Origin of the sequence: Zunongwangia profunda SM-A87 (genome assembly GCF_000023465.1) — a bacterium.
Classification (GTDB): Bacteria; Bacteroidota; Bacteroidia; order Flavobacteriales; family Flavobacteriaceae; genus Zunongwangia; species Zunongwangia profunda.
The window spans coordinates 2,513,053-2,526,672 of record NC_014041.1 but is presented as its reverse complement, the minus strand read 5'-3'; the positions used below and the strand labels follow the sequence as shown (position 1 = coordinate 2,526,672).

General features: G+C 36.8%; 11 protein-coding genes. 3 read left to right on the top strand and 8 right to left on the bottom strand.

Features of this window, described 5'->3' with window-relative positions; genetic code table 11:
- Window positions 1-3: 3 nt before the first annotated feature.
- The 3 genes from ZPR_RS11165 to ZPR_RS11155 all read right to left on the bottom strand — a co-directional run bounded on the left by ZPR_RS11165 (window position 4) and on the right by ZPR_RS11155 (window position 4,213).
- On the bottom strand, window positions 4-1,284 hold the full coding sequence (locus ZPR_RS11165; protein ID WP_013071773.1) for a glycosyltransferase: 1,281 nt from the start codon (window positions 1,282-1,284) through the stop codon (window positions 4-6).
- A gap of 159 nt (window positions 1,285-1,443) precedes the next feature.
- Window positions 1,444-3,858: a membrane protein gene (locus ZPR_RS11160; protein ID WP_041578862.1), complete on the bottom strand. Its 2,415-nt coding sequence runs from the start codon at window positions 3,856-3,858 to the stop codon at window positions 1,444-1,446.
- A gap of 58 nt (window positions 3,859-3,916) precedes the next feature.
- Window positions 3,917-4,213, bottom strand: a complete 297-nt coding sequence (locus tag ZPR_RS11155; protein ID WP_041578861.1) for a DUF4834 family protein — start codon at window positions 4,211-4,213, stop codon at window positions 3,917-3,919.
- Window positions 4,214-4,415: 202 nt separating this feature from the next.
- Between ZPR_RS11155 and ZPR_RS11150 the strand changes: the two genes are divergently transcribed.
- Window positions 4,416-5,357 (top strand): transporter, encoded by a 942-nt coding sequence (locus ZPR_RS11150; protein ID WP_013071770.1) that lies wholly within the window; start codon window positions 4,416-4,418, stop codon window positions 5,355-5,357.
- A 79-nt stretch (window positions 5,358-5,436) separates the two neighbouring features.
- Here the strand turns inward: ZPR_RS11150 and ZPR_RS11145 are convergent, their stop codons facing one another.
- The 3 genes from ZPR_RS11145 to ZPR_RS11135 all read right to left on the bottom strand — a co-directional run bounded on the left by ZPR_RS11145 (window position 5,437) and on the right by ZPR_RS11135 (window position 10,036).
- The gene (locus ZPR_RS11145) at window positions 5,437-6,702 is read right to left on the bottom strand and encodes a cysteate-C-fatty acyltransferase (RefSeq protein WP_013071769.1); all 1,266 of its coding nucleotides are present in this window, start codon (window positions 6,700-6,702) and stop codon (window positions 5,437-5,439) included.
- Between the two features lie 143 nt (window positions 6,703-6,845).
- Window positions 6,846-7,886, bottom strand: coding sequence for a cysteate synthase (locus ZPR_RS11140; RefSeq protein WP_013071768.1), 1,041 nt, complete (start codon window positions 7,884-7,886; stop codon window positions 6,846-6,848).
- A gap of 89 nt (window positions 7,887-7,975) precedes the next feature.
- A complete protein-coding gene (locus tag ZPR_RS11135) occupies window positions 7,976-10,036 on the bottom strand; it encodes a S9 family peptidase (protein WP_013071767.1) in 2,061 nt (686 codons plus the stop codon).
- Between the two features lie 137 nt (window positions 10,037-10,173).
- Here ZPR_RS11135 and ZPR_RS11130 point away from each other — a divergent pair, with 137 nt between their 5' ends.
- Together ZPR_RS11130 and ZPR_RS11125 are read left to right on the top strand one after the other, a co-directional pair.
- Window positions 10,174-10,500, top strand: coding sequence for a YbaB/EbfC family nucleoid-associated protein (locus ZPR_RS11130; RefSeq protein ID WP_013071766.1), 327 nt, complete (start codon window positions 10,174-10,176; stop codon window positions 10,498-10,500).
- A 174-nt stretch (window positions 10,501-10,674) separates the two neighbouring features.
- Window positions 10,675-11,913, top strand: a complete 1,239-nt coding sequence (locus tag ZPR_RS11125; protein ID WP_228249828.1) for a cation:proton antiporter — start codon at window positions 10,675-10,677, stop codon at window positions 11,911-11,913.
- Between the two features lie 57 nt (window positions 11,914-11,970).
- Here ZPR_RS11125 and ZPR_RS11120 read toward each other — a convergent pair whose 3' ends face one another.
- Entirely contained in the window at window positions 11,971-12,486 is a 516-nt protein-coding gene (locus tag ZPR_RS11120) for a peroxiredoxin-like family protein (RefSeq protein WP_013071764.1), read from the bottom strand.
- A gap of 92 nt (window positions 12,487-12,578) precedes the next feature.
- On the bottom strand, window positions 12,579-13,607 hold the full coding sequence (locus tag ZPR_RS11115) for a threonine aldolase family protein (RefSeq protein WP_013071763.1): 1,029 nt from the start codon (window positions 13,605-13,607) through the stop codon (window positions 12,579-12,581).
- Window positions 13,608-13,620: the final 13 nt, after the last annotated feature.

The following is a 13,620-nucleotide window of genomic DNA, read 5'->3' as shown; positions in this document are numbered from 1 at the left end:
ACACTACTTTTCGATTAGTTTTGCTAATTGTTTTGTAAGGTTTTTACGATGATAATCCTCAATATTTTTGCTATCCGGAAGTAGTTTGTTTTCGCGATATCTTTGATAAGAATTTAAAATATATTCCTTTAAAGCTACTTCCTGATTATATAAAAAACTTTTTCCAGAATGGGTTTCTTCAATAATTTTCGCCACATCCCACGCTCTGGGACCAATGGCTAAGATCGGGCGCTTTGAGGCCAGATATTCAAATAATTTCCCGGCGATGATCCCTTTGGTTTCTTCGGAATCAATTTCAATTAACAATAGCAATTGACTCTTTTTTTGAACGGCTATGGCTTCCTTGTGACTGATATAGCCTCCAAAAATCAGTTCATTTTCCAAACCAGCATTTTTGATGCTCTGCACCACGTCGTCACTTACCGCCCCGTATAATTTCAATTTAAAGTCCCTACGGAAATTTTCATTCTCTTTAGAAATTTCAGCTAAAACCTTCCAAAGCAATTCAGGATTTCTTCCTGAAAGCAATGAGCCTATATGCGAAATACTAAAGATCTCGTCTAATTTCGACTCGGTATTCAGTTCAGAATCAAAACCATTGGTAATAACTTCTATAGGTTTTGTTGTTTTTAAAGCAAATTCTTTTTTAGTGGTAAAACTCGTAGTAATAATTTGATCTGCTGTATTTAAGACCTGCTTTTCTAAACTTTGGTGTTTCTTTGCGGAATATTTAGTGAGTTTTAATTGCTTTTGATAACCAATTTGCGTCCATGGATCTCGAAAATCGGCAATCCACCTTAAATGAAGTTGCCTTTTTAACCCTAAGCCTATTAGGTGCAAACTATGTGGTGGTCCGGTGGTAATTATCGTATCGATATTGGTCTTTTCCAGATAAGATTTTAGAAATTTTACGGAAGGTTGTATCCAAAACTTACGAGCATCGGGAATAAAAAAGTTGCCACGAATAAACAGCATAAGTTTCTGTATAAAATTCTGCTTTTCCTTTTGCTTGATGATTCCAGAACTTATAGTTTTCGTATTCTTTTTAGATAAAACAGCAGCAAGTTTATAGGGTTCAAAAATCGGCTGACGAATGACCTCGATATCTTTAGGAACTTCGTTTATAAAAGATTTATCGATTAACGGATAATTGGGATTTTCAGGAATATAAACCACCGGCTCTACCTCAAAATCCCTAAGATATTTAACGAATTTCAACCAGCGCTGAACACCGGGACCACCAGCCGGGGGCCAGTAATACGTAATAATCAGCACTTTTTTCACTCTAATATTTTTATAATGGAACCTAAATTTAACATGCAATAAAACGCAAAAAAGATCTCTTAGATTTATAGCTTCTGTCTACTATCATATTCCATACATAATTTCATACATAGGAATTAAGTAGATCGTTTAAAAGAGCCATAATGATACTTTATTATACTACATGCCTTTGCGATATGCAAATACCAATCCCCCAAGTATTAAAATCACCAAAATAAGCGTACTGGCTAAAGCTATTGTGCCGCCGGTTTGAATTACTTCAGGTTCGAATTTAAAAGTCACCGTATGCTCTCCCTGTGGTATGTTCATTGCTCTAAGCACGTAATCTGCACGCACATGCGCTGCTTTCTCTCCGTCGATATACGCTTGCCAACCCGGTTGATAGTACATTTCGGAAAAAACGGCCAGCTGCCTAATGGAAGCTTTGGTTTTATAAACCAATTCATTAGGTTGTTCACTTACCAATTCTATAGTACCAACTTCGTCATAAACAAAATCCATTTTGATATCGTCTTTAAATCGATTATCAATCACAGCAGTATCTTTAAGGTCTACCTCCTTCAAGCTTAAAATTTCGGCATTGGCATCCGCTACCCAGTCAACATCACGAACAAACCATGCATTGCCGTATACACCAGGATTTTGTTGCGCCTGCACTCCGTTTTCTGTAGGCACAATAAAGTATTTCACATTTAACATATTTAAAATCTTCATGTTATTTTGTGAAATATAAAAATCATATAAATCCTGTAATCTTCCTGGTTTTGCAGCGTGATAACCACCTATACTATGATGAAAATATGAGGCTCGGGAACTTGTTAATGGATCAGCGCTAAAATCGAATACGCGATATCTGGAACTATCTTGCATAATTTGCTGATCGGCCGTATTTGGTTGATAGGGCTGTTCCATTTTACGAGCATTTACAAAATCGTCTCCGTTTACATAACGTCTCGCTATTGGAACCAAATCGGCTAAAAACAATATTGCAAAACCAACAAGGATTAGTTTTTTAGAGATTTTTTCCTGAAGATAAAACCAGATTAAAAATACACTTAATGCCACAAAGATAAAACTACGAATAGCATCAGCGACTAACATCGACTGGCGATCTTCTTTAAGAGCATTCATTAGATCCATCCCCAATTGTTGTCGCAATTGTGCGTCCCGTAATCCACTAAAATCAAATAAAATCGAATTAAAAAGAATTAAAACAAGGGCTAATCCCGCAGTAATAATCGAACTCCATTTTAAAGCTTCGATTTTCTCTTCCTTAGTATGTTTGTTAGCAAACAAGCAGGATAATCCTACAATCGCCAATAAAGGAACACAAAGCTCTACAATCACCTGAATAGAAGAAACCGCTCTAAATTTATTGTATAACGGTACGTAATCGATAAAGAATTCAGTAAAAAATGCAAAATTCTTTCCCCAGGAAAGTAAAAGAGTAAGTACAGTTCCGCCTACTACCCACCATTTTAATCGTCCTCGAATTAAGAATAGTGCAAAAATAAATAAAAATAAAACCGTAGCACCAATATATGCGGGGCCTGCAACGATAGGCTGTTGTCCCCAATATGTTGGGGCGTTTTCAGTAAAGTTCTTGGCCTGAATGGGAGATACTCCCATTTTTTGTAATTCTGAATATAATGCCGAATCTTCACCAACATCCTCTGCACCGCTACCTCCCATAAAACCAGGGACAAAAAGATCTAGAGTTTCTGCAATTCCGTAGCTGTACGTTGTAATATAATCATAGGTTAAGCCGGCCTCAGGTTTATCGTCACCATTTGGTGTAATTGTTAGACCGGTATCACCTCTAGTACTATGGCTGGTATATTCTTGTGTTGCTATAAGGTTTGTTGCATTAGTTCCTATAGCTAGAATAACCGCAACAATCATCACTCCCAGGGCTTTAAAATATTGCGGGATCTTTTTCTTTTTAAAGGCATCAATCAGATAAACGATTCCTAAAATAATGACTAAGAGAAGTAAGTAATACGTCATTTGGAAGTGATTCGCCTGGATCTCTAAAGCCATAGCAATAGCCAGCAAACTAAATCCCCCTATCAGTTTTTGTCTAAAGGTGAGTATAATTCCTCCTAAAACCATTGGCATATAAGCAATAGCGTGGGCCTTAGCATTATGGCCTACCCCAAGAATAATGATAAAATAAGTGGAAAAACCAAAGGCAATGGCTCCTAAAAATGCGAGCCTATAATCTAATTTTAAGCATAAGAGCAAGATATAAAACCCAATAAAATATAGAAATAAATAATCTGCAGGTCTGGGTAAAAATCGTAAAACTGAATCTAACTTTTTAATGTAATTATGTGGATAATAAGCACCAAGCTGATAGGTTGGCATTCCGCCAAAGGCAGCATCCGTCCAATAGGGTTCTTCGCCAGTTTCTGCTCTAAAGTCTGATTGTTCTTTAGCCATTCCTATGTACTGGACAATATCACTTTGGAAAATTTCCTTTCCTTTTAAAACAGGATTAAAATAAAAAAGAGCGATTGCCACAAATCCCATAAAAACCAGAAGATGAGGAAGAAACTGTTTTAACTTAGCCATTTACAGATTATTTTTTGCTTCCTGAAAAAGGAAACGCACATATTTAAGAATCCCGAAATTAATCAATTTCTTCGTAATCGATATACTCACCAACCTCTTTGTTTGATTTTCTACGATTTCTTGGTTTTTTATTGATACTCACATTACCCTCCCCGGTAGTATTTCTTTGTTGTGCATTTTGCTGTCTACCATTAAATTGTTGATTGAACTGCTGCTCAAACTTCCTACCCATCTTTTTCATCGCATATTTTAGCAACATGGGACCAAAATATCGAAGTATTATTTTGAAACCGAAGTATACTAACAAAATAATAAGTATCGTTTTTATAACTCCGGAAAAATCTGCCTGAAACATAAAACTCTAAATTTTAGCAAAAATAAAAATTAAGGTTCAGAATCGGAATCTATGTGTCTTAAATAAAAAATAAATTCAATTATATTTGAACATCATGAAACTCCAGGCAAGCCCACAAGATATGAATCAAAAAACCGTTTTTACAATCTCGAAGCAAGCCTCTGAACATTTAACCTCGATTATCGAGTAAAACCTACTAAACATGCAAAAACTAAAGGCTTTTGTACTATTACTACTAGCTAGTTCAGCTATTTGTAACGCCCAATTTACCGAAACCATTAATTCAAACCGACCAGGACAGTCCCAGGGCGCTTTTGCGGTCGGGACAGGAGTTTACCAACTGGAGGCAGGCGGTTTTTACGGAAACGATACCCACGAACTTAGAAAAACAGATACCGATCTGTACGGCGCTAACTATATGCTTAGGGCAGGACTTCTTACCGATATTTTAGAATTAAACATTCAGGGAAGGTACCAGGTAGAAGAAACAAGGATTTTTCAGGGAGGACAAAATCGAACTTACGAAAGGAATAATTTTCCATTTAATACCATAGGAGCAAAATTATTGCTTTACGATCCTTATAAGAATGGTGATAACCGCAGAGAAATAAATATTAGAAGTTGGGATGCCAATCAAAAGCTTGACTGGAGAAGATTAATCCCGGCTGTTTCTTTATACGGTGGCGCTAATGTAACCCTACAGGATGAAAATCCTTATAGATTTGTAGGAGAAAGTAAATATACACCTAAAGTTACCTTAATTACGCAACATAACTGGGGACCTTGGGTTTGGGTCATGAATTTTACTGCTGAAAAATTTACTGAGACCTACGCCAATTATGAATTTATAGGTACACTAACCCACGCCTTTAGTCCGAAATTTGCTGTTTTTGGGGAGTACCAGGCGATTATTGGTGATATATATGCCGATGATATTTTTAGAGCCGGTGGTGCGTACCTGATTACCGATTATTTACAATTAGATGTTGCAGGACTTACCAATGCCAAGGATACACCTTCCAGATGGCAAATACAGGCAGGCTTATCGGTGCGTTTAAATTTCCATAAGGATACCGAATTTAAATCGCTATCTAAGGAGGGAGACAAGAGAAAAGCCAGAACCCAAAACCAATATGATTTCTAGAATTCATTAAAAATAGGCATAAAAAAACCGCTAAAGAAAATTTAGCGGTTTTTTTATACTATTGTGATGATCTGTTTTATTAAGCTTTATTAGCCATTGCCGCAGCTACAGATGCTGATAATCTTTTATATGTTCCGTTCTCAAGGCGCTCTCTAATAGAAGAAAAAGCCTCTAAAGTTTCTTCTACATCCTGTAATGTATGAGTAGCGGTTGGGATCATTCGTAATAAAATTAATCCTTTTGGAATTACCGGATAAACTACAATAGAACAGAAAACTCCGTAATTTTCACGAAGGTCTTTTACCAAAGCCATAGCTTCAGGAATACTTCCTTTCAGGTATACCGGGGTCACACAACTTTGTGTAGTACCAATATCAAAACCACGATCTTTTAATCCGTTTTGCAGTGCATTTACATTTTCCCATAACTTATTTTTAAGCTCTGGTCTTGTTCTAAGCATTTCAAGGCGTTTAAGCGCTCCAACCACTAATTGCATTTGCAGTGATTTAGCAAACATCTGGGATCTAAGATTATATTTTAAATAATCGATAATTTCCTTATCACCGGCAATAAAAGCGCCCGTACTTGCCATAGATTTAGCGAAAGTGGCAAAATATACATCGATATCATCCTGCACTCCCTGCTCTTCTCCTGCTCCTGCTCCGGTTTTTCCTAAAGTTCCAAAACCATGTGCATCATCTACAAAAAGACGGAATTTATATTTTTTCTTAAGCTCTACAATTTCTTTAAGTTTTCCCTGCTCACCACGCATACCAAAAACACCTTCAGAAATTAAAAGGATTCCTCCTCCTGTTTGTTCTGCTATTTTAGTAGCTCTCTGCAGATTTTTTTCGATACTTTCCATATCGTTGTGCTTGTAGGTAAAGCGTTGTCCTAAATGAAGGCGAACACCGTCTATAATACAAGCATGAGCATCTACATCGTAAACAATAACATCTTGTTTAGATACCAGCGCATCAATAGTAGATACCATTCCCTGGTATCCAAAGTTTAAAAGATAAGCAGCCTGCTTGTGTACAAAAGAAGCCAACTCGTCCTGAAGTTTTTCATGCAAACTTGTATGACCACTCATCATCCTTGCTCCCATAGGATAAGCAGAACCCCACTCGGCCGCAGCCTCGGCATCTACTTTTCTAACCTCTGGATGATTGGCAAGACCTAGATAGTCATTTACACTCCATGTGATCACATCTCTCCCTCTAAACTTCATTCTATTAGAAATAGGTCCTTCCAGCTTTGGGAACACGAAGTATCCTTCTGCCTGCTCTGCCCATTTTCCTAAAGGCCCTTTATCCTTGTATATTTTGTCAAACAGATCTCTCATTGAATATTTTTTATACGAACCGCAAAAATACTGAAATTCGGTTCAATTCTACAAAGTATTTTGTATAGCTTTTAAAAAAACAAAGCATCCTCTAGGTAGAGGATGCCTTGTTTTTTTATATATTTAATAGTAAATGCAAAATATTACTTGATAAATTCTATAGCTCTAACCTCAGCTTCATTTTTGGTATCAAAAAATCCCTGTTCTTCCATCCAGTCATCACTATAAATTTTACTCATGTATCGGCTTCCGTGATCTGGGAACATAATAACTACTTTAGAATTTTCATCAAATTCGCCTTCCTCTGCCAATTGCTTTACACCCTGTGTTGCCGCACCGCTGGTATAACCTACAAACATCCCTTCGGTTTTTGCAAGTTCTCTGGCAGTATGGGCACTTTCTTCATCAGTCACTTTCACAAAACGATCAATAGCATCAAAATCCGTAGCGGTAGGAATTAAGTTTTTACCCAAACCTTCAATTCTATATGGATAAATTTCTTCAGCATCAAATTCTCTGGTTTCATGGTATTTTTTTAATACTGAACCATAAGCATCGATCCCTATAATATTTACGTTTGGATTTTGCTCTTTAAGATATCTGGCAGTTCCAGAAATGGTTCCTCCAGTACCACTACATGCAATAAGGTGTGTTATTTTACCTTCCGTCTGGCTCCATATTTCTGGACCGGTAGACTTATAATGCGCTTCGGTATTTAAATCGTTGAAGTATTGATTGATATACACAGATCCTTTAATTTCTCGATGAAGCCTTTTAGCCACTTCGTAATAAGAGCGCGGATCGTCTGCTGCCACATGTGCCGGGCAAACATACACCTTAGCTCCCATAGTTCTTAGCATATCGATTTTGTCTTTCGAGGCTTTAGAGCTCACAGCCAAAATACAATCATAACCTTTAACCTGGCTCACCATTGCGATACTGAATCCTGTATTACCAGAAGTGGTCTCAATAATGGTATCTCCGGGCTTTAATATTCCTTTGCGCTCTGCTTCTTCAATAATATATAAAGCAATTCGATCTTTAGAGGAGTGCCCCGGATTAAAAGCTTCTACTTTAGCGTAGAAATCTCCTTTGAAACCTTCAGTGATCTTATTAAGCTGTACTAGCGGTGTCTTTCCTATAAGCTGTAGAACATTATCGTACACCTGCAAATCTTCTTTCATAAATGAAGTTCTTTACGTTTTAAGGTTGGCTTTTTTAAAGCCGGGAAAAATGTTTCAAAACCGTTCAAAGTTAAGGCAAATTTTTTTAATTATTCCTTAATTCCAACTAAATCGAACAAAAATGCATATTCTTCGGCAACTTCCCTAAGTGCTTCAAACCTTCCTGAAGCCCCGCCATGGCCGGCATCCATGTTTGTGTGTAATATCAAAAGATTAGTATCGGTTTTTAACTCTCTTAGTTTAGCGACCCATTTTGCTGGTTCCCAATATTGTACTTGTGAATCATGCAAACCGGTAGTTACTAACATATTAGGATAATCCTGAGCTACTACATTATCATACGGAGAATACGATAACATATACTCATAATAATCTTTTTCATTAGGATTTCCCCATTCATCATACTCCCCTGTTGTTAACGGGATACTATCATCTAACATGGTTGTTACCACATCTACAAATGGAACCGCTGCAATAACACCCTTATATAAATGTGGAGCCATATTTATTACCGCTCCCATCAATAAACCACCGGCAGAACCTCCCATAGGGAATAATTTTTCTTCAGAAGTATATTTTTCGGCAATAAGGTGCTTCGAAACATCTATGAAATCGGTAAATGTATTTCGTTTGGTAAACAACTTGCCATCTTCATACCAGTTTCTGCCTAAATATTCTCCTCCACGTATATGTGCAATGGCATATACAAATCCGCGATCCAGTAAACTTAGTCTTACGGTTGAAAAATAAGGATCGATTGTTGAACCATAGGAGCCATAGGCGTACTGCAGCAAAGGATTATTTCCATTCTTCTTAATTCCTTTTCTATACACCAAAGAAACCGGAACTTTTGTGCCATCCTCGGCGGTTGCCCAAATACGCTCTGAAGTATAATTCTCCTTTCTGAATTTACCACCTAAAACTTCCTGCTCTTTTAATACCGTTTTTTCTTTGGTAACCATATTAAAATCAACTACAGATGTTGGTGTGGTCATCGAATTATAAGTGTATCGAAGCACTTGGGTATCAAAATCAGGGTTTATAGAAGTAAACGCCGTATAAGTTTCATTGTCAAACGGAATAAGATAATCATCACTTTCGTCCCAACGAATAATCCTTATTTCATTAAGTCCGTTTTTACGCTCCCCAATCACCAGAAAGTCTTTAAAAATGTCGATATCCTCTATAAGTACATCTTCACGGTGCGCAATCACATCTTCCCAATTTTCTTTTTCAGTTGCTGAAACCGGGGTTTTCATAAGCTTAAAATTACGGGCTTCATCTTTATTAGTAAGAATATAAAAATGCTCACCAAAATGAGAAATACTGTATTCTAATCCGCGTACCCGTGGCTGAATTATCTTAAAATCACCTTCAGGTTTATCTGCTTCTAAGACACGATACTCTGTAGTTAAGGTACTATGCGACCCAATAACGATATACCTTTTAGATTTCGATTTATAAACATAGGTATTAAAGGTTTCATCATCTTCCTGATAAACCAATTGATCTTCTGCCGGATCTGTACCTAAAATATGTTTATAGATCTGAAAGCTTCGCAAAGTTTGTTCATCCTTCTTTGTATAATACAAGGTTTTATTATCGTTTGCCCAGGTAGAACCGCCGGTAGTATTTTCAATTTTTTCAGGATATAATTCTCCGGTCTCCAAATTCTTTACCTGGATGGTATATTTTCTACGACTTACGGTATCTGTTCCAAAAGCGACCATTTTATTATCGGGGCTAACATTTAAACCGCCTAAACGATAATAATCATAACCTTCAGCCATAATGTTTACATTAAACATCACTTCTTCGGGGGCCTCCTGGGTCCCCTTTTTTCTGGAATAAATAGGATAATCTCCTCCTTTTTCGAAACGTGTAATGTACCAGTAACCATTTAGACGATAAGGAACCGACTGGTCGTCTTCCTTGATCCTGGCCTTCATTTCCTCGAATAAACGTATCTGAAATTCTTTGGTATGGGCCGTTTGTTTGTCTTTATAATCATTTTCGGCATTTAGATAGGCAATTACTTCAGGATCTTCACGATCATTCATCCAGTAATAATTGTCAATTCTAATATCACCATGAATTTCTAATTCTGCGGGTATCTTTTTTGCCTTTGGTGGCTGCACTTCTTTATTCAAAATCAAATCAAATTTTTTAACCTGCGCAAAGGTAAGGCTTCAAATCTAAAATCGTAATCACAGATTCACAATTTCTTAGAACAACTTCAGCTTAGATTTTACTAATTTTGTACTTCTAACTAAAAAAGAAACAGACTATGTTTGGAGATATGATGGGTATGATGAATAAAATCAAAGAAGCCCAGGATAATGTAGAAAAAACAAAAGAACGCCTTAAAACCGTTCTTATCGATGAGCAGTCCAGTGACGGACTCCTAAAAGTAACTGTAACTGCTGCTCGAGAAGTAAAAAGTATCGATATTGCCGACGAACTTTTAGAGGATAAAGAGCAATTGGAAGATTATTTAGTACTTACCCTCAATAAAGCCATTTCCAAAGCCTCTGATATTAACGAAAAAGAGCTTGGTGCTGCTGCAAAAGACGGTATGCCTGATATTCCTGGGCTGGGTGATATGTTTAAGTAGTTGAGAAAGTTGAAAGGCTGAGAAAGTGAAAAGTGATAAAAGTAAAGCACTTTTCATTTTCTATTAAAGTAACAGGAAAACTGCAATCTTAAGATTGCAGTTTTTTTATAAAAATGTTAATGCCCATGCTCTTTTAAAAAGATAGGTTAAATTAGTATTGCTAAAAAATTCCTTTTGAAAGAACAATTACTTATACTGGCAGCCATAAGTACCTGTGTCCTAAGCATGGCTTGGCTTCCTTCGATCTCCAAAAAAGTTAAGATTAGTTATCCTATTTTTTTACTATTGATGGGGTTTGGTCTATATTGGCTTGAAATTCCTATCACATGGCCTGATCATAATTCGCATAATAGCGAAATCATGCTATTATCAGAAATTATAGTGGTCGTTTCTCTAATGACCGCCGGGCTTAAAATCGATATTTCCTACGCCAGAAAGAACTGGAAAGTACCGTTTAGGCTTATAGCTATTGCCATGCCTTTAACGATGATTAGTATATTCTTTATAGGAATAAATCTGCTTTCCCTCTCCATACCTCTTGCAGTATTACTGGCTGCGGTAATGGCACCTACAGATCCTGTGCTGGCCTCTGAAGTGCAGCTAAAGGAAACCTACCTGGATAAAGATAAAGACCGCAGAAATTTACCGGAATTCACCTTAACATCTGAAGCCGGGATCAACGACGGCTTAGCATTTCCTTTTACCTATCTTGGTGCGCTGCTTATTAAAAACAACGGTATCGAGAATTTTGACTGGCTAAACTGGTTTCTCGATAAATTTCTATTAAAAATCGTAATAGGAATAGTTGCCGGTTTTTTAATGGGATGGATTATTATCAAACTTCAGAAATATTTAAAAGAACTTTTTGGTATAAAGACCTGGGATGGTTTGTTGGCATTTTCCCTTGCAATCGCTACGTATAGCCTTACCGAACTTATACACGGTTACGGATTTTTAGCGGTTTTTATCACCAGTCTAACACTTAGAAACTCCTATCGTATCGATAACCAGTATAAGAAAAAGCTACATAGTTTTATAGATGAAATCGAACGCTTATTACTGGTATTATGGGTAGTACTTTTTGCCGGGACGATCATGAGTGGTTTTTTATCCGGATTAAGCTGGCAAACGATCGCTATCGCTATTGGTATTGTAATTATTTTACGTCCCTTGTGTGGATTAATAGCTCTTACAGGTACTAGAATGAGCAGAAAAGAACGATTTACGATTAGCTTTTTTGGTGTTAGAGGGATAGGTTCACTTTTTTACCTCTCCTGGGCATTCGTCTATTTAAACGATACATCTGGTAGCAACGAACTTTACACTATTGTTACTTTAATAGTATTTTGTTCGATTATTATACACGGAATTTCAGCGCCATTTTTCTTTAGAAAGAAACTAAGCGATAACTAAAAAAAACAGTCTAAAAATCAAAGTCAAATCCTTTTTCAGACTGCTTCTTTTTTGATATTAGGCTTCTCCTCGTGCCGGATAATTTTTATCTAAAACAAAATCGATAGCTTTTAACACCTCATCAAAATTAGGTCTGGCAAAAGGCATGGATTGTATACTTGCCGCGTAAACAGTATTATCGGGTTTGATTAAGAACAAACCCGGTTCAAAAAATGCTTCAGGCTCCTTATCGTTTATTCCTTCAGAAATATATAAATCCCATTTTCTGGCATCCTCAGTTAACAAACCATACGCTATATTTAGCTTATCGATATCCCAGGATTCTACAGTTTTTTTCGCCAATTCTTCTGTATTTGCACTAATGCAAACCACTTCTATTCCCCTTTCATCAAATTCAGATATTTTTGAATTTAATTCGGTTAAATATTTCTTACATACCGGGCAGTGGATGCCGCGATAAAAAACTAGCATTGTAAAATTTTCAGGCTTTTCGTCTTCAAGATTCCACCGCACCCCTTTAGTCGTTTGTACGCTTAGTTGTGGCGCATCCTTTCTTGGCAATACATTTTTCATTTCTATAACTTTTATTTTTTGAAATTTAAAAATTAGGTCACAAAAAATGTATTAATATCCTTGTAAGCTTGCGTTAAGATTTCCAAAATCAGTTAAAGTTCTATATTCTTTAAAACAGAAAGAAATTTTTGGTGCATACCTTCAGTATAGTCCAAATGGGTTACGATCCTTAATTTCCCTTTCCCCAGAGCACTAATCCTGATGCTATTTTTCTGAAGAATTTTATTGAATTCGGCTTCGGCAGAAGCATCTTTGAGATTAAAAATAATAATATTGGTTTCCACCGGCTCTACTGCTCCAATATAAGCCTGCATACTTAAGGTTTCAGCAATTTCTGCGGCTCTTTTATGGTCTTCATCTAGACGTTCTATATGATTATCTAAAGCATAAATTCCTGCAGCAGCCATAAAACCAACCTGGCGCATGCCACCTCCTAAAACTTTACGAATACGCATAGCGCCTTTCATTAATTCCTTATTTCCTATAAGAACAGATCCCATTGGTATTCCCAATCCTTTAGAAAGACATACCGAAATGGTATCGAAAAGCTTTCCGTATTCTTTAGGTGATTCTCCTTTTGCAACCAGGGCATTAAATAACCTGGCGCCATCTAAATGCAGTCCAAGATTGTGGGTATTACAAACTTTTCTGATCTTTTTAATTTCTTCCAGGTCATAACAAGCTCCGCCGCCTTTGTTTGTGGTGTTTTCCAGGCATACCAAAGTCGTAAGCGGACTATGATAAAAATCTGGTGGATTTATATTTTCTTCTACCTGTTTGGCAGTGATCATACCCCGATGACCATCTACAAGTTTACAGCTTACGCCACTATTAAAACTTGCGCCACCACCCTCATAATTATAAACATGTGCCCATTTATCACAGATTAACTGGTCTGCAGGTTGCGTATGGAGTTTTATGGCGGCCTGGTTGGCCATACTTCCGGTAGGAAAAAATAAAGCTTCATCTTTTCCAAAAAGTTTGGCCAATTTTTCTTCTAAAGCATTAACCGAAGGGTCTTCTTTATATACATCGTCACCCACTTCGGCATTCATCATGGCCTTTAGCATTCCTTTTGTAGGTTTGGTAACGGTATCACTTCTTAAATCTATTTCGCTCATAAAAATGAATGTA